Annotated in this window: 17 protein-coding genes; 9 read left to right on the forward strand and 8 right to left on the reverse strand. The window is 41.7% G+C overall.

Annotation, left to right across the window (positions count from 1 at the left end; genetic code table 11):
- The first annotated feature begins 395 nt into the window (after positions 1–395).
- The 3 genes from AC1RRY_RS11750 (at position 396) to AC1RRY_RS11760 (ending at position 6,439) form a co-directional block, all read left to right on the forward strand.
- The gene (locus AC1RRY_RS11750; protein WP_492820601.1) at positions 396–3,785 is read left to right on the forward strand and encodes a SusC/RagA family TonB-linked outer membrane protein; all 3,390 of its coding nucleotides are present in this window, start codon (positions 396–398) and stop codon (positions 3,783–3,785) included.
- 18 nt (positions 3,786–3,803) lie between these two features.
- Complete coding sequence (locus tag AC1RRY_RS11755; protein ID WP_492820599.1) at positions 3,804–5,399, forward strand: SusD/RagB family nutrient-binding outer membrane lipoprotein; 1,596 nt, start codon at positions 3,804–3,806, stop codon at positions 5,397–5,399.
- Between the two features lie 233 nt (positions 5,400–5,632).
- On the forward strand, positions 5,633–6,439 hold the full coding sequence (locus AC1RRY_RS11760; protein WP_492820597.1) for a hypothetical protein: 807 nt from the start codon (positions 5,633–5,635) through the stop codon (positions 6,437–6,439).
- A 71-nt stretch (positions 6,440–6,510) separates the two neighbouring features.
- On the opposite strand, the gene AC1RRY_RS11765 is transcribed toward AC1RRY_RS11760, so the two are convergent.
- Entirely contained in the window at positions 6,511–7,074 is a 564-nt protein-coding gene (locus tag AC1RRY_RS11765) for a CvpA family protein (protein WP_492820595.1), read from the reverse strand.
- Between the two features lie 383 nt (positions 7,075–7,457).
- On the opposite strand from AC1RRY_RS11765, the gene AC1RRY_RS11770 reads away from it, so the two are divergent.
- Both AC1RRY_RS11770 and AC1RRY_RS11775 read left to right on the forward strand, forming a co-directional pair.
- Positions 7,458–8,444, forward strand: coding sequence for a ribonucleotide-diphosphate reductase subunit beta (locus AC1RRY_RS11770; RefSeq protein WP_492821321.1), 987 nt, complete (start codon positions 7,458–7,460; stop codon positions 8,442–8,444).
- 87 nt (positions 8,445–8,531) lie between these two features.
- Positions 8,532–9,161 (forward strand): LysE family translocator, encoded by a 630-nt coding sequence (locus AC1RRY_RS11775; protein ID WP_492820593.1) that lies wholly within the window; start codon positions 8,532–8,534, stop codon positions 9,159–9,161.
- On the opposite strand, the gene AC1RRY_RS11780 is transcribed toward AC1RRY_RS11775, so the two are convergent.
- The gene (locus tag AC1RRY_RS11780; RefSeq protein ID WP_492820591.1) at positions 9,162–10,286 is read right to left on the reverse strand and encodes a glycosyltransferase family 4 protein; all 1,125 of its coding nucleotides are present in this window, start codon (positions 10,284–10,286) and stop codon (positions 9,162–9,164) included.
- A 95-nt stretch (positions 10,287–10,381) separates the two neighbouring features.
- On the opposite strand from AC1RRY_RS11780, the gene AC1RRY_RS11785 reads away from it, so the two are divergent.
- Positions 10,382–11,611 (forward strand): M16 family metallopeptidase, encoded by a 1,230-nt coding sequence (locus AC1RRY_RS11785; RefSeq protein WP_492820589.1) that lies wholly within the window; start codon positions 10,382–10,384, stop codon positions 11,609–11,611.
- A 103-nt stretch (positions 11,612–11,714) separates the two neighbouring features.
- Positions 11,715–12,797, forward strand: a complete 1,083-nt coding sequence (locus tag AC1RRY_RS11790; RefSeq protein WP_492820587.1) for an aminotransferase class V-fold PLP-dependent enzyme — start codon at positions 11,715–11,717, stop codon at positions 12,795–12,797.
- 99 nt (positions 12,798–12,896) lie between these two features.
- On the opposite strand, the gene AC1RRY_RS11795 is transcribed toward AC1RRY_RS11790, so the two are convergent.
- Complete coding sequence (locus AC1RRY_RS11795) at positions 12,897–13,280, reverse strand: DoxX family protein (protein WP_492820585.1); 384 nt, start codon at positions 13,278–13,280, stop codon at positions 12,897–12,899.
- 129 nt (positions 13,281–13,409) lie between these two features.
- Between AC1RRY_RS11795 and AC1RRY_RS11800 the strand changes: the two genes are divergently transcribed.
- Entirely contained in the window at positions 13,410–13,799 is a 390-nt protein-coding gene (locus AC1RRY_RS11800) for an iron chaperone (RefSeq protein WP_492820583.1), read from the forward strand.
- A 7-nt stretch (positions 13,800–13,806) separates the two neighbouring features.
- Here AC1RRY_RS11800 and AC1RRY_RS11805 read toward each other — a convergent pair whose 3' ends face one another.
- The 5 genes from AC1RRY_RS11805 to AC1RRY_RS11825 all read right to left on the reverse strand — a co-directional run bounded on the left by AC1RRY_RS11805 (position 13,807) and on the right by AC1RRY_RS11825 (position 18,251).
- Positions 13,807–14,448 carry an MBL fold metallo-hydrolase gene (locus AC1RRY_RS11805; RefSeq protein WP_492820581.1) on the reverse strand — a complete coding sequence of 214 codons (642 nt, stop codon included), beginning with the start codon at positions 14,446–14,448 and terminating at the stop codon, positions 13,807–13,809.
- Positions 14,449–14,592: 144 nt separating this feature from the next.
- Positions 14,593–15,021: an SRPBCC family protein gene (locus AC1RRY_RS11810; RefSeq protein WP_492820579.1), complete on the reverse strand. Its 429-nt coding sequence runs from the start codon at positions 15,019–15,021 to the stop codon at positions 14,593–14,595.
- A gap of 11 nt (positions 15,022–15,032) precedes the next feature.
- Positions 15,033–15,356, reverse strand: coding sequence for an ArsR/SmtB family transcription factor (locus AC1RRY_RS11815; protein WP_492820577.1), 324 nt, complete (start codon positions 15,354–15,356; stop codon positions 15,033–15,035).
- 145 nt (positions 15,357–15,501) lie between these two features.
- Positions 15,502–16,137: a TMEM175 family protein gene (locus tag AC1RRY_RS11820; RefSeq protein WP_492820575.1), complete on the reverse strand. Its 636-nt coding sequence runs from the start codon at positions 16,135–16,137 to the stop codon at positions 15,502–15,504.
- 197 nt (positions 16,138–16,334) lie between these two features.
- Positions 16,335–18,251 carry a YgiQ family radical SAM protein gene (locus tag AC1RRY_RS11825; RefSeq protein WP_492820573.1) on the reverse strand — a complete coding sequence of 639 codons (1,917 nt, stop codon included), beginning with the start codon at positions 18,249–18,251 and terminating at the stop codon, positions 16,335–16,337.
- 616 nt (positions 18,252–18,867) lie between these two features.
- Here AC1RRY_RS11825 and AC1RRY_RS11830 point away from each other — a divergent pair.
- Positions 18,868–20,274 (forward strand): Gfo/Idh/MocA family protein, encoded by a 1,407-nt coding sequence (locus AC1RRY_RS11830; RefSeq protein WP_492820571.1) that lies wholly within the window; start codon positions 18,868–18,870, stop codon positions 20,272–20,274.
- Positions 20,275–20,297 lie beyond the last annotated feature (23 nt).

Genomic DNA, 20,297 nt, shown 5'->3' on the forward strand with positions numbered 1-20,297 from the left:
GCCAATCTAAACTATAACAATATCAATTTTAGATTGAATTTTTTGAATTGCATTCTTAAATCCACTATACATAAATTACATTTTTTACCTGTCCCGCTTCTGCTTTGGCTACCCGGAGCCGGAAGATGCTACAGTACTAATTTTTAAGAATGTTTAACCTTAAATCGTCAAAGTATAGCTAAAAATTAAACTAAATCTAAACTTACTATGGAAGCAAAGTATATAGTAGGTCACTCTTAAGCCAATGTCACCTGCTTTTGCCGACTCCGGCATAGAGGAACCGCGTTCACTGAGTGGTCATTTTCCTGTTCTGCTTCAATGCCAATTCTGAAAATGAGCCGTCAGATAAAAATTACTGAATTTCAAGCAATCATTTTTAACCCAAGTCAAATTATATGAGAAATTTTTTACCAAAGCTGGTGTTAATACTATTGATGGGTTTTAGCCTGCCAGTATTAGCCCAGACCATCACAGGTAAGGTAACTTCAAATGGAGAGCCGCTGCCCGGCGTTTCCGTGGCCGTTAAAGGTGCGCCTAACGGAACCATAACCGACACAGAAGGAAAGTACTCACTCAATGTACCCAATCTGAAAAGTACTATCGTTGTTTCGTTCATTGGTTTTACTACTCAAAATATCGACATCAATGGTCGTTCTATTATTGATATTGAATTAGCAGAAGATACCAAGCAATTGAATGAGGTAATAGTAACTGCTCTTGGTATCAAAAGAGAATCAAAATCAATCGGTTATTCGGCTCAGAAAGTAGCCTCGAAAGACCTGGTACAAGCTGCTCCGCCTGATATCGCTTCAGGTTTGATGGGTAAAGCTGCCGGTTTGAATATCTCACAACCGAATGGTGTACAAGGTAGCTCTCAGAGAATCGTTATCCGTGGTAACAACAGTATCCTGGGCAGCAACCAGCCTTTGATCGTTATTGACGGTATTCAGGTTCAAAACGACCCTGTAGGTGGCACACAAGGTAAAAGCAGTGACGTAACCAGCCCTAAAGACTGGGGTTCGTTCCTGAACTTCGTGAACTCAGACGAGGTTGAAGATATCACTGTACTGAAAGGTGCCAATGCAGCTGCTCTTTATGGTGCGCGTGGTGCTAACGGGGTAATCATGATTACCAGCAAAAAAGGTGGTAAAAGAGACGGTTTCGGTTTAGACTATAACTTCTCTTCATTATCAACTACTGCTTATCGCTTCCAGGATGTACAAAACGAATACGGATATGGTGGAGCTTCTGCACTTTGGTCAGCTACTCAGCCATTCCCGACAACTTCTACAGGTGAGTTGCGTTACCCGGGCAATTACCCTTGGGATGCACAGGATGTAAACAACAACTACCGTAGCGGTGGCCCGATTCCGGGTGGTTATTCATCATGGGATATTTTCAGCTGGTATGGCCCTGCCTCTTCATGGGGACATAAATTGGATGGTACTGAACTTATCTGGTGGGATGGTGTGAAACGTAAATGGGCGCCACAACCAGACAACAGAAAAGCTTACTTCAACACTGGTAATACTACTACGCACAACCTATCGTTCAGCGGTGGTGGTGACTACGGAACTTTGAGAGTTGGTTTAACCAGACTGGATAACAAAGCTATTGTTCCTAACAGTAACTACGACCAAACCAACGTTAACTTAGGTTCGTCGTTGAATATCTCGAAAAAAGTAAAAGCTGAAATCACTACCAGCTACACTAATTATAACCGTTTGAACACCCCTGAGTCAGCTAACGATAACGGTTGGGCTAACTTCATGATTCACGGGATATCACGCGATTACATTCCGTTAGAATTGGATTCTTACAAATTAGCTGACGGTAGCAAAAATCTTTTCGATCAAAGCTCTCCGTTCAAATATTATCCTTACAACAACAACGCGTTTAAGGATATGTTCTGGAAATTCTACGAAAACAACCAGAGACTTTCTCGTAACCAGTTGTTGGGTTCAATCCGCCTGTCGGCTGATATCACTCCATGGTTGAACATCGCCGGTCGTACCTCATTAAACCAATCGACTACCAGCATCGAGAGCAAAAATACTCCGGTAGACGTAGCAGGTATTCAGGGTGCTTACGGTATGGAGAACATTAACAACACTGACCTGAACTTCGAGGCTTTCACTACCTTGCATAAAGACGGTCTGTTCGGTTCGAAATTCAACGGTAGCGTATTAGTCGGTAACTCGGCACTTCGCAGCAGAAGCCACGGTGTAAACACCTGGAACGCCGGTAACTTCGACGTACCTTTCAAATACTATCTGAACAACAACTTGGATAAAACCAAGATCACAACCGGTGAAACCAGATATGATCTGAACCTTAACTCGTTGTTTGGTATTGCAGATCTTTCTTACAACAACTATCTGTTCTTACAATTAACAGGCAGAAATGACTGGTCTTCTACCCTTCCGATTGCTACTTCATCTTACTTCTTCCCATCAGGAAGCTTGAGCTTTGTGTTCACAGAAGCGATTGATGCATTCAAAAATCAGAATCTGTTAAGCTACGGTAAGTTGAAATTCTCATTGGCTGAAAGTGCGAACGGTACTAACCCGTATTTAACACAATACACTTACAATACATCTACCGTTACTAATACTATTAATGGTACTGCAGCTACTTCATTTGGCGGCCTGCCTGTGCGCAGCTTGCAAACTACTTTGCCTCCTGCCGGTTTATTACAACCACAGAGAAACAAGTCGTTTGAGATTGGTACAGAGTTAGGATTCCTTGCAGGTAAACTGAGCATGGAATTGACCTACTACCAAACAAGAGCAACCAGCCAGATTTTGAGCTCTTCATTGGCTACTTCGTCTGGTGCTACTGCGGTTACATTCAACACCGGAGAGTTATCTAACAAAGGTTTTGAGTTTATCGTGAGAGCTACGCCAGTAAGCAGCGGTTCTTTCAGATGGGATCTTGCCTTTAACGGTGCTCATAACCAAAACAAGGTTATTTCATTGGCAGAAGGCATCGAGCGTTATCCTCTGGGTGACCTTTGGGGAACCAGCGGTGGTTTGATGTACGTAAAAGCAGGTGAAAACTATGGTACTATCTACGGTTATGACTATACTTACCTGAACGGACAAAAAGTAGTACAACCTGTACTTGATAAAACTACCGGCAAAGTGGTAGGTACACAATACGTAACAACTGCTGACCCTGTAGCGCTTGGTAATACTACTCCGAAACTAACCGGTGGTTTAACTAACACTTTCCGTTACAAAAACTTCAGCCTGTATGTTCTGACTGACTTTAAATGGGGTGGTGATATTTACTCTGCTGACTACGGTGCTTCAATGGGCCACGGATTGTCGCCAAGCACATTGGTTGAAAGAAATGGTGGCGGCTTGCCATACACTTATCCTGACGGAAGCACAGCCAACCACGGTGTAATTCTTGAAGGTGTGTTTGCAGATGGTACCAAAAACACAGACGTAGTACATTACATGTATAAATATGCAGGTCAGTATATGGGTTGGTCGAACGTAAAAATGCCAAGAAGCAACCTGGTTTTCGAAAACTCGTGGGCTAAACTTCGTGAGTTGAACCTTACTTACTCTGTGCCATCGGCTATCGTGAAACGTACCGGCTTCTTACAAGGATTAGACGTTTCGTTTGTTGGTCGTAACCTGTTCTATTTATTCACAACCTTGCCTGACAGAATGAACCCTGAGGCTATCAACGGTATTGGTAACGCACAAGGTTTCCAATGGTCGCAATACCCGGGTACTCGTGATTTAGGTTTCTCATTAAAAGCAAGGTTATAATCTATTAAACACAGAATCATGAAATATCTTTCAAAAATATTTATAGTTACCTTACTGATTACGGCAGTATCATGTAAGAACGATTTTGAGGAAGTCAATGCTCCGTGGGACAAACCCAACAGCGCCTCAACTCCTGAGATGTTCAATGCGGTGGTAAGTTCATTACCATTAACAGGCGGTGAGCAATCAGTAATGAATGCCTGGTTGTACCCTATTACACAGCAGGCAGCTATCACTTCGGGTTCTTATCCTTACGATAACGCCAGAGGTGCAGTATGGGAAAACTACTACTATACCCTTGCAAACGTAAGAGTAATTGAAGACCGCATTGCGAAAACTGCAGACCCAAGTTCAATGAACAATGTATCGGCGATGTTGAAAACCATCATGGCTTATAAGTCGTTCAAATTGACTAATTATTTTGGCGCAGTGCCTTACAAAGAGGCTGGTTATGCAGCTTTAGCAGCCGATAAAGGTGTAGGTGTGTATAAATCTAAATACAACACGCAGCAGGAAATCTATGCCGATATCCTGACCAACTTGAAATGGGCAGTTGATAACTTGAAAAGCGATGCTTCTCAGGTTTCATTAGGCAACTATGAAACGCTTTTCAAAGGTGATATTTCAATGTGGGTTAAATTCGCCAACAGCTTGCGTTTGTATATTGCTACTACCATTTATAGTAAAGATCAGGCATTGGCAACTCCTCATATCACTGAAGCGCTTAGCAAACCATTGTTGAGTGATACTGACAACGTAGGTATCTGGCCTTCTCAATTGAACCTTTCTCTTCAATGGCGTGAGTGGTCGTTTTCGGCTAACTGTTATTTAAGAATGGGTTCTACTATGTGGAGCCTGATGTCAGCCAACGACAACAAAGACGGAAGTGGTATTTTTGACCCACGTGCACGTATCTTCTACGAGCCAAATAATGCCGGCGAATGGGCTGCGTATCCGCAAAACCCGGTTTCAGGTGTAACACCAACAGAAGGTGGTACTCCGTATGATATAAAACGCTATGCAGCATGGAGCGATAAAGGTGCAAGTAACCTTTACTCACCTGTGAACCTTTATTTCGAACAGGATTTAACTACAGTTCCTGAGTTAATCCTTACGGCTGCACAGGTTCGTTTCATCAAAGCTGAAATTTATAACAGAGGTCTGGGTGTAGCAGCCAACGCGGCTACTGCTAAAGCTGAATATGAAGCCGGTATCAAAGCCTCTGTAAGTATGTGGAAAGGCATTGCGTTCAGATCTGCGGTATGGACAGTTGCAAAACCTGCCTCTGCTACTGCTACTGATGCTGAAATCAATACTTTGGTAAATAGTACTGTGGTAGCTTACTCAGCAGATCCTGCCAAAGCTTTGACACAGATTTACGCGCAGTTGTGGATCGACCAGTTCAGACAACCATTTGATGCCTGGACCTTGAAAAGAAGAACCGGTGACAAAACACCGATGTCAACTTCTAACACACAGTATTACACAGGTAACTTTGCTTCGTATCAACGTTTTGTGTATCCGGAAGATGAAATCACTTACAATGCCGACAACTTTAAGGCTGCAGCAGGTGGAACTAATCTGAACACAACAAAATTGTGGATTACACAATAATTTGCACGAAGAAATCATTATATTTGAACGAATAATTCAAAAATATTAAGTAGAATTGTTTCATCATAGTTTTTCCAGAAAAGGCCCTCAATCGAGGGCTTTTTTCTTTTTGGGAGGCATAAAGTCTGATTCTCAAGAGCTTTGTAAATTATTTTACGTATAGCTATGGTAGGTTTGGTTTTTATTCTATTTTTGCGAACCTTTTTGTGGCTAAAACAACTAATCACTACTATATGAACCTTGCCCTCGTAAAAATCATCGTCTTTTTAAAAAGATTCAGTATTATCTATCGTTTTATTGCTATTCCCTTAGCATTCTTTGTCATTTTTTCTGTGGCTATCCCGGATATTCAGTTCAATATGGCCTCGGGGAAGCCGGTAGAAATGACTCTAGAGCAATTGTTTAAAACCGAGAAATCTGATTTACCCCGCTATCTGAAAGTTAAAGATGCAGTTGTTCCTTCTGGTACTTATATAGAGCAACGCAAAGAAAAATCAAATGCTCTGGATGGTATCTACTATCCGGTTTATCCACGTAATGGGGTAGTAACAAACTTCAGCACTTCTAAATTGGATAGTATTAAAAATGTATCTGATAAAGACTCTGCTTCATTTGTCATTGGTACAGACACTTCAGGAAGATTGCAGATTGTTAAAAACACTGATGATATCGAAGCGAAACTAGTAATTCATGACACCCATGTGAAGGATAGTGATCTGGATAGCACCGGCCATTATTTTGACTCTCCAACGTTTTCCATCGAAGGGCAGTATGATGGCTCGACTGTACCGGATGACATTAAAAATCTGCTTTTAGAGGAAGGTATTAAATTAAGCCCAGATGCCATAGTGCTTAACAGAGGCGACAAAGTGATGGAAACATCGTCTGCCATTTTATTGGCTTTAGGAGCATTGATCGTAGGACTGTTAAGTATTCTGACTTTTATTCCAGGTAATACTTTGGCCCGTTGGTTCGGAGTAGGCAATAATCTGCAGCAAGTTTCATCAGCAGATGCACCTCAAGGCAATACCCCTGCTTAATATTAACAAAAGATGCATAGATATCAAAAAAGCACCTCAACGGTGCTTTTTTGATATCTATTCTGTAAACTTCATTTATCATTAGTCTCTTCTTCATCTTCCACAAAATCTTTATGCTCCTCGGCCAGTTGCCTGATAAGATTGCCCCCGGCCGGAATCCAGTCTGAAACCTTTGAAATAACCGTAGGAGCTACTTTGGTGATAATCGGATAAGTAACTGATTCCTCCGTAAGATGCGGTGGCAAATTGATGTCGATAGCATTTATCAACCAAAGAAAAGTACTGATACCAAATACCCAGGTAAATACGCCCACCATAGCTCCCGCCAGCCCGTCAATAGTACCCAAAATGGTGAATCGCAAGGCCCGGCTGAGCATCCAGCCCAATTTATTGATTAAGAATATGGTAGGGAAGAAAATAATGGCAAAGCTCAGATACGGCAGAAAGCGATTAGCCGTATTTTCTCCAATGGCAGGTGCCAGCCAGTTCATGCCTATGCCTAAAAATTTAAAGCCGACTACTATGGCTACAATAAAAGCCAGAACACCGATGATTTCGATAAAAAGACCTTTTACATAGCCTTTATAGGCACCAAACAGAATTGGCACGATGAAAATTAAGTCAAGCACATTCATGTTCAAAAACAGGATTATCAGGGAAAATACGTAAAACTCCGCGAAAAATTACGTTTAAAGGCCGGAATTATACAAAGATAAACTTTTTTAAACACAAAAAAGCCTATTGTACAGCCGGGAAACCAGCTCCTGGAATCCTTTATAGTGATTATTTTCTGTCAGGTAAAATGATGTCTATCATTGTAATTTTTAAAAATAATTCCCTCAAATAGAGCAAAGTTTAGAGACCAAAATCTATCCGGATATATTTATCTTGATTATCAGTAATTTAAAAATTATTTAGAAAAATTCTAAAAACAATAATTGGAAACAGCCATATAAATCAGTAAGTTTGACTACTTGTTCATGAAAACGATTGAAGAAAACCTAAAAATATACTAATGATGACTGACGAGCAATTATTTGAAGTAGAACCCCTGCTCATTGAGGATAAAACAAGGTTTGTCCTTTTTCCCATAAAACACAACGACATCTGGGAGTTTTATAAAAAGCACGAAGCATCTTTCTGGACGGCAGAAGAAATTGACCTTTCGCCCGATTTGAAAGACTGGGAAAGTCTCAATGATGGAGAACGTCATTTCATTTCGCATGTATTAGCTTTCTTTGCTGCCTCAGATGGTATCGTTAACGAAAATCTGGCAGTTAATTTTATTTCCCGCGTTCAGTATGCCGAAGCTAAATGTTTCTACGGATTCCAGATTATGATGGAAAACATCCACTCGGAAACCTATTCGCTTCTGATAGATACTTATATAAAAGATCCGGTAGAACGCGACAAGATGCTGAACGCGATTGACCATATACCATGTGTGAAGAAAAAAGCCGATTGGGCTTTGCGTTGGATCGATAATGGTAATTTCATTGAGCGTCTGCTGGCTTTTGCAGTAGTAGAAGGTATTTTCTTCTCGGGTTCGTTCTGCTCTATATTCTGGTTAAAAAAACGTGGTTTAATGCCCGGCCTTACTTTCTCAAACGAGTTGATTTCGCGAGATGAAGGTCTGCACCGTGACTTTGCTTGTTTGTTGTATACCCGTTATATTAAAAATCAGCTGCCTGCTGAAACCGTATATGCACTGATAAAAGATGCCGTAGAGATTGAGAAAGAATTTGTGACTGATGCGTTGCCTGTTTCTTTAATTGGTATGAACTCCGAACTCATGTGCCAGTATATTGAGTTTGTAGCCGACCACTTGCTGGAGTCGCTGGGTCTGGATAAAGTCTATAATGCAACCAATCCGTTCGATTTCATGGATATGATTTCGTTGCAAGGCAAAACCAATTTCTTTGAAAAACGCGTAGGTGAATACCAAAAGGCAGGTGTTATGTCTCAAAAAGAGCAGATGTCGTTCTCGCTTGATGAAGAGTTTTAATATCGAAAAACATTTTATTACATAGTTTGAAAATCAATAGGGGCAAAAGGAATTTTGCTCCTATTTTTGTTTAATTATCTCAGAACCATGCCTGACTTACAAAACTTCCTCTTATTTGCCCTAGCTGCGCTGATGTTGAACATCACCCCCGGCAATGACATGCTCTTTGTTATTACTCGCAGCCTTAGCTATGGTACCAAAGCCGGTATCTTTGCTGCATTGGGTATTGGTGTGGGCTGTCTGGTGCATATTTTTGCGTCAGTGGTGGGGCTCTCGCTGATTATCCGCCAGTCTGAATTTCTGTTCAATGTCATCCGGTATGCCGGAGCAGCCTATCTGGTTTATATCGGTATCAGGAGCTTTATAGAAAAACCTGCACCCATGCTTCCCAATCGGGCTACCGAAAAGAAACCTTCATATCTGAAAACCCTGCATCAAGGCACTATAACAAACGTACTCAACCCCAAAGTATCGCTTTTCTTTCTGGCTTTTTTGCCTCAGTTCATAGACAACAAGTTCGGTAATGCCACCACGCAGATATTGGCGCTCGGTATGTGGTTTAATATTTCAGGTACATTGGTCAATGTGCTTATCGCACTATTGTTCAGCAAGATAGTGGCCAGGCTTAGCGGATTCCAGCGATTCTGGCAGTGGCAGAATAAGATTTCCGGAACTGTATTGGTGTTTCTGGGTTTGCAGATGGCCCTAAAGAAATAGTCACAGGCTTTTGTAAAGTTTCACCAATTGCCCGGCGATAGGCCCGGCAGCAAATTGTGTAACATGTTTGGCACCTTTGGTTATCAGGCTGTTTCGTAAAGTCTCATTATTTAACACCTGATGCATTTTCTCTGATAAATCAGTAATATCCAAAGGATTGGCATAGAGGGCTCCTTCTCCCCCAGCCTCTTCCAGACAGGAACCGGTAGCCGCCACCACAGGGACACCACTGTTTAATGCTTCGATGATAGGTATTCCGAACCCTTCAAACAAAGACGGATACACAAACAGTGCACAACCCTGATACAAGGCCGGCAGGTCTTCCATGGGCACCCCGTTCAGAAAATGAACCGATTGTATATCGTTTTGCTGTACATACTTCTTCAATTCTGCCAGATAAGCCGAATGCCCTCCTACCAGAACCAACTCATGTTCCTTGGTTGATAATTGCTCAAAGGCCTTAATTAACCGTAACTGATTTTTCCTTTCATTGAACGACGCCACACATAAGAGGTAATCTTTCCGGATACCATACTTTTGCCTGACCTTTGCAAGAATAGACATATCAGCAATTCTCTGACTAAAAACAGGCAAACACCCCTGATAAATGACACTTATCTTTTCAGCCGGAATATCATAAAACTCCATAATATCTCGCTTGGTCTGCTCACTTATGGCCACTATGGCATCGGCGTTTTCGCAGGCATATCTGAATTTCCGCTGATAGAAAAAACGGTCAATTGTTGGGTATTGCTCAGGATACCGCAGGAATATCAGATCATGGATAGTTACGACAGACTTTACCCCTGCTTTTGCCAGGCCATAAGGAATCTCGTTGCTTAATCCATGAAAAATATCAATTTTATCAGCCTGTAGGTCATTAGTGATGAATCTGCTTCGCCACAAAGCATTGGGCAGATAGGCATAAGATGCAGGTAGTTTTATATGCAACGGCGCAGAAAAATGAGCCAATCCGGTATGCCATTGGCCTTTCATCTTAGGAGTATAAGCATAATACTGCTGCGCGGGAGCATATTCCAGCAGCGATTCTATGATAAATCTGCTGTAATTACCAAGACCTGTATAATTATTAAACGCCCGCTTTGCATCAAAACCTATTCTCATTGAACTATCTTTTCATTAATTTTGTAAATAATTATTGGGTCTGCCATTTGTCAGACACCCATTTACACATTTAGTATTTTTCCCTTAGGGGTTTTATGGAATATCAAATTTATACATTACCCAATGGTATTCGCATTGCACATCGCCAGGTTCCTCATACCCAGATTGTGCACTGCGGTTTAATGCTCGACATGGGTAGCCGTGATGAAAAACCCGATCAGGTGGGTCTGGCCCACTTCTGGGAACACATGGCGTTCAAAGGTACAAAAAAGCGTAAATCTTATCATATAATTAATCGCTTAGAATCAGTCGGTGGTGAGCTGAATGCCTATACAACTAAAGAGAAAATCTGTTTCTATGCATCGGTTTTAGATAATCATTTCGAAAAATCGGTAGAATTACTGGCCGACATTACCTTCCACTCTATTTTCCCCGAAAATCAGATTGAAAAAGAAAGAGGGGTGATACTGGAAGAAATGTCGATGTATCAGGATTCGCCCGAAGATGCTATCCAGGACGATTTCGACGGTATCGTATTTGCCAACCATCAGTTGGGTGCCAACATATTGGGTACTCAAGACAGCGTAAAGTCTTTTACACGCAAAAGCCTGCAGCAGTTCATTAGCCAGAACATGGATACCGACCGGATTGTTTTTTCGATTGTCGGTAATATTCGTTTCAAAAAGGTTATTCAAATTACCGAAAAGTATCTGAAAGATATACCCGGCCAAAAGACGCAGATTAATCGTAATCCGCCTCAAAGCTACTTACCACAACAGGTAACCATTACTAAAAGTATTACACAGGCACATTGTGCTATTGGTCGCCCTGCTTATGCGCTGAAGGACGAACGCCGCCTGCCGTTTTTTATGCTGGTAAACCTGTTCGGAGGTCCGGGCATGAACTCCCGCCTGAATATGACCCTGCGCGAAAAATACGGGCTGGTGTATGGCATCGAAGCCAACTATTCACCGTTTATTGATACCGGTTTTCTGGGTATATACTTTGCCACCGACAAGGGTAATCTTGACAAGGCGCAATCGCTTATTATGAAAGAAATGCAATTGCTCAAAGACAAACCATTGGGTAAGTTACAACTGCATACGGCCAAAGAACAGCTGATGGGACAACTGGCAATGGCCGAAGAAAGCAACCAGAGCTATATGCTAATGATGGCCAAGAGTATATTGGATCTCGACAGGGTGGAATCGCTGGAAAGCATATTCGCTGCAATAAGGAAAATTGAAGCAGACGATCTGCAGAACACCACACAGGAAATGTTTGATGAAAATCAGCTAAGCTACCTGACGTTTCTGCCTGAATAAAAACATAGCAAGAAAGAATTATACTTTTCGAAGCATTTTCTTTGAGCCGGCTCAGCCTTTCACCGACTTTTTTTACTTTTGACTACTTGAAAATCCTGGTGCGATGAAAAATATATACTTTACTGCCGGTCCGGCCGAATTATATCCCCGATTTGAGGAGTTTTTAAAACAAGCGGTTGAAGAACAAATCGGCTCTATCTCTCATAGAAGCGGACAATTCAGAAAAATCTATCAGCATTGTGCCGAGAATCTTCGTGTTTTGATGAATATCCCCGAAACATCGGGTATTTTCTTTACAGGTTCGGCTTCTGAAGTGTGGGAACGTATATTGCTCAACATGGTAGAACATGAGAGCTTTCACCTCGTGAATGGTTCTTTCTCTGAGAAATTCTACAAATATGCCAGCAGCCTGAACAAATTTGCCCATAAGCAGGAAAAACCCATTGGTGAGGGTTTCAGCTACGCCGAAGTAGAAGTACCGGAATATGCCGAATTGATTTGTACTACGCAGAACGAAACCAGCTCGGGTGTGCAAATGCGTGAGGCAGATATTCATAAGTTGAAACGCAGCCATCAGAAAAAATTTATGGCCGTTGATATGGTTTCATCGGCCCCTATTCCGGAGTTGGACTTATCGTTGATTGATACCGCATTCTTTTCTGTACAAAAAGCCTTTGGACTGCCTGCAGGCCTTGGGGTTTGGATTGCCAACGAAAAGTGCCTGGATAAAGCTAAAAAACTGACAAAACTGGAAGGTCTGCACACAGGGGCGCATCATACGTTGCCTGCGCTCTGGAAAAACTACGAGACCTTTGAAACACCTGCCACCCCCAACGTATTAGGTATCTATCTGCTGGGCAAAGTGGCTGAAGACATGAACCGGATAGGCATCGAAACTATCAGAAAAGAAACTGACGAGAAAGCCCGTAAGATATACAAATACCTTGAAAGCAGCAGCCTTTGCAGCATAGCGGTTCAGAACCCGGAGCATCGCTCAAGAACCGTAATAGTGGCCAATACCACTAAACCTTCAAAAGTGATTATTGAGGCGCTGAAAGAGAAAAACATGATAATTGGTAGTGGCTACGGGCCTAACAAAGACTCTCAGATAAGAATATCGAACTTCCCATCCAACACTCCTGAGCAGATAGATAATCTGCTAAAAGAGTTGAAAAATCTGGAGTAGTAGCATATCTATTGAGTAATTGTGCGAATTAGTGATTGAGTGAATATTTTGATTTAAATATCGTCTTTATAATAATCACTAAATCGCTCATTCACTAAATCACTCAATTCTTCCCCCCTTCGAAAACATAATCGTCAGCAATGCAGCTATCAACAGAAAGTTGAATTCTACCCCGTTTCTACCTCCTCCTACTACAAACCAGCCTTCTTTAAAGTGAATCATCACAATACCTGCTATCAGGATGATGATGGTAACCGCTCCTGCCCATTTCACATATTTCTCAAGCAACAAACAAACGGCTGCCACTACATGTGATATTTTAATAGCCCATGCCAGCGGTAAGCCCAACGGAGCAAATCCCTGCTGATTGAGATAGAGATTCCCAAAGTCATTTACACCACCATTGAATATGGAAGGGATACTATGCATCAGCAGTATGATGGCTACTGCTAGGCGGAGTAGGAAAGTATTGTTGAGTTTCATGGGGATTATTAAAGTTTGTTCCAATATAATAATCATTATTTATATTCTTATCGGTTTCTTTACTATTGCTAATTTTCACTATTTTTGGCTAAATAATCTTGCCTACATTCTATTAAATTGAAAATCCTTATGATAAATCAAGAAGCCAAAGACATCGACGAATTCATTAGCTGGTTTTCGCCAGAAGTACAGAAAATATTACAGAATATAAGAAAGATTATTCAGGAATTAGCACCGGAAGCCACAGAAGCCATTAAATATGCCATGCCTACTTTTGTGCTCAATGGTAATCTGGTGCACTTTGCGGCTTTCAAAAATCATATTGGGTTCTACCCTGCCCCTACCGGAACAGCGGCATTTAAGGAAGATCTGGCTCCTTATAAAACAGGCAAGGGTTCTATCCAATTTCAGTTGAATGAACCCATACCTTATGATTTAATACGTAAAATTGTATTATTCAGACTAGAAGAAAACCTGAAGAAAGCCAAGTCAAAATCTGCCAAAAAGAAAGAATCCTGATTATATCTTATTGATTAATATACGGATTGGTACGTCGTTCTTGCCCGATAGTGGTAGGGTCGTTATGGCCGGGATATACCGTGTAATCATCGTCCAGCGTCAGGAGTTTAGTTTTGATACTGTTCATCAGATCAGCCTGGCTACAAAGAGGGAAATCGGTGCGACCGACACTGCCTCTGAACAGCACGTCTCCGCCGATAATAAACTTCTGCGCATGGTTCACAAAAGCCAGATGCCCCGGGGCATGACCCGGCACAAACAATATTTCAAGTGTTGAATTACCAAATTTTATCTCATCTCCCTCGTCAATAAAACCATCTTCCTGTACGGGTTCATAGCCCGGTATTCCCCACACCTTACACCGGTTTTCAACATCACGCAGCACAGGTACTTCATTTTTGTGCATCAGCATCTTTACACCAAATTTACGCTTCACAAAGGCGCTTCCGAACACATGGTCGAGGTGGGTATGGGTCTGCAACAGGTGCTTCACCGTCAGTTGATTATCGGCAATGAAATCGGACAGCTCTTCTTTCTCATATTGCGCCAGACAACCCGGGTCAATAATAACGGCCTCTTTGGTTTCATCCCACAGCACATAGGTGTTCTCGGCTAAAGGAGAAAAAGTAAAATAATGTATGTGTATCATCAACTTTCAGAAATTAAAAGCCAAAGGTAGGAAGAAATCAATTGTATTGTAATGATAACGTTTAAAAGTGAAAGGATAGTTATAAAAATTAGTAGTCTTATTCTCCACTAAAAAGCAGAGAATAAGACTATCAACATATAAGGTTTACTCCTTCTCCAGATACTCCTTCAGCAACACATTCACAATATCTGTCCAGCCCTTAACGAAGTTACCCTTCGCAAAATCAGCGTTGAACGACTCAAAGGTTTCAATTCCTGCGTGGGTAAGAACCAGTCTGGTTTTATCTCCTTCCGGGAACAACTCAAAAGTCACAAATGAATCACCGGGGTAGCCGTCGTATCGCCAGCTGTAGGTCAGTTTTTGTTCAGGTATCACCTCTGTTACCTTACACAGGTGCAGGTACTGGCGGTCGTCAGGCCCGCCTGTAAACTGAAACTCAAAGCCTACTTCGGCCTTAAAGTCTTCCAGTTGAAAATACCATTGCTTCAACTGCTCATTTTCGGTAAGCGCTTTCCATATTTTTGTGGCCGGGGCATCAAAAACCCGCTCAATTGTAATTGGCTGATTCTCCATTATTTTGTTGGTTATAAGGTTGAATTATCCTGATTTTGCTTTAAGAAAACATCGAGTGCATCCAGTTTCTGCGACCAGAATTGCTTGTATTGGTCTGCCCAAACCGACACCTCATTCAATTTATCGAGCTTGGCTTCACAATACCGTTCTCGCCCCTCCTGCCGGATCACGACAAGCCCGCATTCAGTAAGAATCTTGATATGCTTTGAAATAGCAGGACGGCTGATATCAAATTGCTCGGCTACAGCATTCAGATTCATAGACTGATTAGCAATCAACCCTATGATATTCCGTCGGGTAGGGTCTGCTATAGCCTGAAAAACGTCTCTTCTCATATTTACTTCTATTTATGTAACCAATCAGTTACAAATATATATGTAACAATTTAGTTACGCAATAATCTGAGCAATATTCTTAATCGCTGGCAAGCAGATTCCTGAACGCAAACAAAAAATATTCTAAAGGAAGTAGATTATGAAATTAATCTTTAGACTCTTCTGTATCCTTTTCTGCTTTATAGCGAAAGAATCTTCGGGATACATGCATCATCTGAAGTCTGGTAAATAAGATAATCATCGCTGCAATTGGACTTAAGAAAGACAAAGTCATGGCAATAAGCGCATTAATCATAGCAACGTTGCAGTCGAGCCGGTAATAATAAATCAGTTCTTTGTTCGCCTTATCATTCAAGAAGTCAGGGCGCACAGCGACATAATCCCAGATAAGATTCTGAAATAAGGTAATGAGAAGTGTATTGAATGCATAAATAAAAATACTGACAGTCTGCCCGAAATAGTTACTGACTAAAGAGCTTGAAAACGGCAATAAAATTATGAAAAGTAGCCAGCCGATGTTATAGGCAAGCAGCCTTTCATCAATCTTTCTGATATATACGTAAAACTGATGGTGCACTTTCCAGAAAACGGCTATCAGAATAAATGAAAGAAAAAATGCAGAAAACTTAGGCCACACCTCACCTATATCTTTAAATGAGAGTGTTACAATCGTATCCGGCTTATCTATTCTCAGTTCGAGCGCTAATAAGGTGATGGCAATGGCCACAACGGCATCGCAGAAGAACACCAGTCTTTCTAACTGCAGATTCTTTTCTTTCATGATTTTGTCAAAGAAATGAAAGCTTAAATTTAATCTAAAAAAATGAGCAGAAAACACCCTGTTATCGCCATACAGATTAAAAAGCAATTAATCTTTTCGATAGATGATTTATCCTGCCATGAACGAGATCTCAATAAAAAAGCCTCCTGTTTTGGTTGTTATCCCAAAACAGGAGGCTTTACAATATCTTCTAATTCTTACCTGAACTTCTTAAATCCTTTCTTTTTGTCTTTCGCAAAGGCAGCAGAATCATTCCCCTGCGTTTTCTTTTTAGGATTTGATAACAGGCGTTCGGCCAGATCGGGCCGATTTAGTTTGAATAGGCGACTGCGAATCCAGTTCTTAAACTCCGGTTTATACCAGAAAAAGAAACGGTTCTGCGCCAGTTTTTCTTCCTTGGTTTTAGCTGTCTTAATCGGTTGTAAGGTATAAGGATGCACCCCTGAATAATAGATTACTTCGGCCACGGTCATAGGTGTAGGAGTAAAATCCTGCACTTGTTCCAATTGGAAACCCAGATCTTTGGTTTCTGCAGCCAGATTGGCCATATCCGCTTCTTCACAACCAGGGTGCGACGAGATAAAATAGGGTATCAGAGGCTGTTTCAAGCCATGCTTATCTTGTATTCTATCATATTTCTCCTTGAACTTCCGGAAGTACTTAAAAGATGGTTTCCGCATTACACGTAGCGTATCATCTGATGTATGCTCAGGCGCCACTTTCAGACGACCAGACACATGTCGCGTTACCAGTTGCTCCATGTAGGCATCGTGGTTATTATCCTTATTATTCTTGTTGAAATCGTCTACGAGTAAATCATATCTGATGCCTGAACCCACAAATGCCTTTTTAATTTCAGGATGTGCATCTACTTTCTGATAAATCTGTGTGAGTGGCTTATGAGACGTATCCAGATTAGAACAGATAACCGGATGTATACAACTTGGTGCCTGACAACGGGCGCAGATGGATTCATCCTTGCCTTTCATCCGGTACATATTGGCCGACGGCCCACCCAAATCAGAGATATAACCTTTAAACTCAGGATGCTTCACGATTTCATTCACCTCTTTCATGATAGACTCTTCACTTCTGGAAGCAATGAACTTACCCTGATGCGCCGAAATGGTACAGAAACTACAGCCCCCGAAACAGCCCCGATGCATGTTTATCGAGAACTTAATCATTTCATAGGCTGGAATCGGCCCACGCTTTTTGTATTTCGGGTGAGGCAGGCGCGTATAGGGTAAATCGAACGACTGGTCAATTTCCTTTTCATCCATTATTTTAAATGGCGGATTTATCACCAAAGTCTGCCCTCCTATTTTTTGAATGATGCGGTTTGCCTGCCATTTATTCGACTCCACCTCTACAATCTTAAAGTTTGCGGCATATTTCAACTTATCAGCAAGGCATATTTCGTGGCTCGACAACTCAACTGTATTCCATCCTCTGTCTTCAGGCAAGGCTTCTGCGGTATCTTGCATAAAAGCCACCTGATTAATATTTTTAATGGTATTAAGCGGTACCCCTTTTTTAACCAGTTTCAGTATTTCGCGCAGGGGCTGCTCCCCCATTCCATATACCAGCAAATCTGCACCTGAATCTGCCAGAATAGAAGGCATCAACTGGTCTTTCCAGTAATCGTAATGAGTTACTCGTCTGAGAGATGCCTCTATGCCTCCTATCAGTACGGGTACATCCGGATACAATTCTTTCAGTATCTTCGTATAAACAGTAGTGGCGTAATCAGGGCGATAGCCTGCTTCACCGCCGGGCGTATAAGAATCATTCGACCGTAAGCGTTTATTGGCAGTATAGTGATTCACCATCGAATCCATGCAGCCGGCCGTTACACCAAAAAAGTATTTTGGTTTACCATATTTTTTAAAGTCACGCAAATCATCTTTCCAGTTCGGCTGGGCAATTATGGCCGTTCTGAAACCCTCACTCTCAATAATACGCCCTATAACCGCCGTACCAAAAGCCGGATGGTCCACATAGGCATCGCCTGAAACGAGGATTACATCTACCTCGTCCCAGCCTCTTTTCTCTATTTCTTTCAAAGTAAGAGGCAGCCAATCTGTTATAGGTCTCTCTGGTCTTATTATCATACTACAAAATTACGGCTTTTTATGAGAAACATGGCATTTTATTATTTTATCAGCCGGAAATACATCGAAAACTAATGAAAAGCGATAGGAGTAACAACAATATTTTATGATAGGTTTCAAAGTACAGGAATTATACTTTTCTAATACATGCCATCAGGCCTTCTTTTAAGTGCGGCCGGAAGTATTTTTCTCCTTTAACCCGGTCATCCAAAAAGGCGTCAGCAATATTGATTTTTCAGCGCCTATCGGAAACGTTTCCGAAAACGAATCCGATATATTTTATTAAAATTATTCACAAAAGTCTTTTTTAAATACAAAAATTACCTTAATATTCTTCTGGATTCAGCGTGTCAGAGGTGTAACTAATGTTAGTTCCGGAATACCGATCAGACCATATCGTTGTACTTTTTATAGAATTACCTAACCCCTGAATATATTTGTTTTTTATCCAAATCCACAATTAAACCGGATGAAACTATTGTGAAACAATTCTACAAGTAACGGGATACCTTAAACCCTGTGGCTGTGAATCAGACTATGCGATTTAAAGCAGATTTGCAGCCACACACATCCCTTCAGATTGCTCTATTCAACCATCGTAAATACATATAATAATATGACTACCGAATCAAACAGCCATATTTCAAGAAGGAAATTCCTCGATCTCAGCAGTAAAGGTCTATTAGCGTCAGGCGCCTTGGCAGCCGGAATCCCCACTATTGTTCCGGCTTCTGTTTTTGGCAAAAATGCTCCCAGCAACCGAATCAATATAGCGGCAATCGGTGTAGGCAGAATATCCCGGGGGCACGATATGCCGGGTGTATGGAAACATGAATCGGCACAAATTATGGCCGTTTGTGACCTGGACAGCAACCGGGTTGAAGCAGCACAAAAACTGGTAAATGGTTATTATACCAAAAAGACCGGTAAAGATTTTAACGGAGTAAAAGGCTACGGAGATTACCGTGAACTGTTGTTGAACAAAGATATTGATGCGGTTATAGTGAGTACTCCCGACCATTGGCATGCGCCCATAGTAGTACATGCAGTAGGGGCAGGTAAAGATGTATATTGCCAGAAACCGGCGTCATTAACTATATCAGAAGGAAGAATGATGGCTGATGCCGTTAAAAGAACAGGCAGAATTGTACAGATTGGAAGCCAGCAACGCTCAACCTCTCAATTCAGATATGCAGTAGAGTTGGTTAGAAACGGAAGAATCGGTAAATTGCAGAGAGTATATGTAGGTTTACCCGGAGACCCGTCTGGCAATGAAGAGCCGGAAATGCCAATACCGAAAAACCTGAACTATGATATGTGGCTGGGTACTACGCCGGAAGTCTACTATACAGAGAAACGTGTGCATCCGCAGGTAGGTTTCGACCGTCCGGGTTGGTTGCGTTGCGAACAGTTTGGTGCCGGAATGATAACCGGCTGGGGCGCACATCACATTGATATCGCCCACTGGGGTATGGATACCGAATTTTCCGGCCCGACCGAGATATGGGGAAAGGCCGATTTCCCGACCAGTGGCTTATGGAATGTTCATGGCATTTTTACCACTCATGCCATGTACGACAACGGAGTAGAGATGATTATCAGCAATGAAATTCCGAACGGAATCAGATTTGAAGGAACCGATGGATGGATTTTTGTTTCGCGTGGCGATGGAGCGGTAACGTCAAGCGACCCAATAGCTAAACAAAATGCGGCCAAAAAACTGGATGCCAGCGATCCTAAGATTATTACGTCTGAAATAGGCCCGAACGAGATACATATGACAGTAAGCGCTGATCACCATGGAAATTGGCTCGAAAGCATTGCGACACGTAAAGACCCGATTGCCCCGGCAGAAATCGGGCATCGTTCATGCACGGCGTGTCTGTTGCATCATGCAGCCATGAAGTTGAAGAGAAAACTATACTGGGATCCGAAAACGGAACGTTTTAAAAATGATAAAGAGGCTAACGCATTACTTTCGCGCCCGCAAAGAAGTGCATATGCCATTAAAGTTCGTAAATAACCCTACAATTATCTGATGAGAAC

It is taken from the genome of Emticicia sp. GW821-FHT11C11, assembly GCF_058808615.1.

Coding starts and splice junctions, on each gene's coding strand:
- AC1RRY_RS11785 (WP_492820589.1), top strand. CDS start 10,382: ATGGAATATCAAATTTATACATTACCCAATGGTATTCGCATTGCACAT.
- AC1RRY_RS11755 (WP_492820599.1), top strand. CDS start 3,804: ATGAAATATCTTTCAAAAATATTTATAGTTACCTTACTGATTACGGCA.
- AC1RRY_RS11790 (WP_492820587.1), top strand. CDS start 11,715: ATGAAAAATATATACTTTACTGCCGGTCCGGCCGAATTATATCCCCGA.
- AC1RRY_RS11765 (WP_492820595.1), bottom strand. CDS start 7,074: ATGAATGTGCTTGACTTAATTTTCATCGTGCCAATTCTGTTTGGTGCC.
- AC1RRY_RS11780 (WP_492820591.1), bottom strand. CDS start 10,286: ATGAGAATAGGTTTTGATGCAAAGCGGGCGTTTAATAATTATACAGGT.
- AC1RRY_RS11770 (WP_492821321.1), top strand. CDS start 7,458: ATGACTGACGAGCAATTATTTGAAGTAGAACCCCTGCTCATTGAGGAT.
- AC1RRY_RS11775 (WP_492820593.1), top strand. CDS start 8,532: ATGCCTGACTTACAAAACTTCCTCTTATTTGCCCTAGCTGCGCTGATG.
- AC1RRY_RS11830 (WP_492820571.1), top strand. CDS start 18,868: ATGACTACCGAATCAAACAGCCATATTTCAAGAAGGAAATTCCTCGAT.
- AC1RRY_RS11825 (WP_492820573.1), bottom strand. CDS start 18,251: ATGATAATAAGACCAGAGAGACCTATAACAGATTGGCTGCCTCTTACT.
- AC1RRY_RS11800 (WP_492820583.1), top strand. CDS start 13,410: ATGATAAATCAAGAAGCCAAAGACATCGACGAATTCATTAGCTGGTTT.
- AC1RRY_RS11760 (WP_492820597.1), top strand. CDS start 5,633: ATGAACCTTGCCCTCGTAAAAATCATCGTCTTTTTAAAAAGATTCAGT.
- AC1RRY_RS11805 (WP_492820581.1), bottom strand. CDS start 14,448: ATGATACACATACATTATTTTACTTTTTCTCCTTTAGCCGAGAACACC.
- AC1RRY_RS11750 (WP_492820601.1), top strand. CDS start 396: ATGAGAAATTTTTTACCAAAGCTGGTGTTAATACTATTGATGGGTTTT.
- AC1RRY_RS11810 (WP_492820579.1), bottom strand. CDS start 15,021: ATGGAGAATCAGCCAATTACAATTGAGCGGGTTTTTGATGCCCCGGCC.
- AC1RRY_RS11820 (WP_492820575.1), bottom strand. CDS start 16,137: ATGAAAGAAAAGAATCTGCAGTTAGAAAGACTGGTGTTCTTCTGCGAT.
- AC1RRY_RS11815 (WP_492820577.1), bottom strand. CDS start 15,356: ATGAGAAGAGACGTTTTTCAGGCTATAGCAGACCCTACCCGACGGAAT.
- AC1RRY_RS11795 (WP_492820585.1), bottom strand. CDS start 13,280: ATGAAACTCAACAATACTTTCCTACTCCGCCTAGCAGTAGCCATCATA.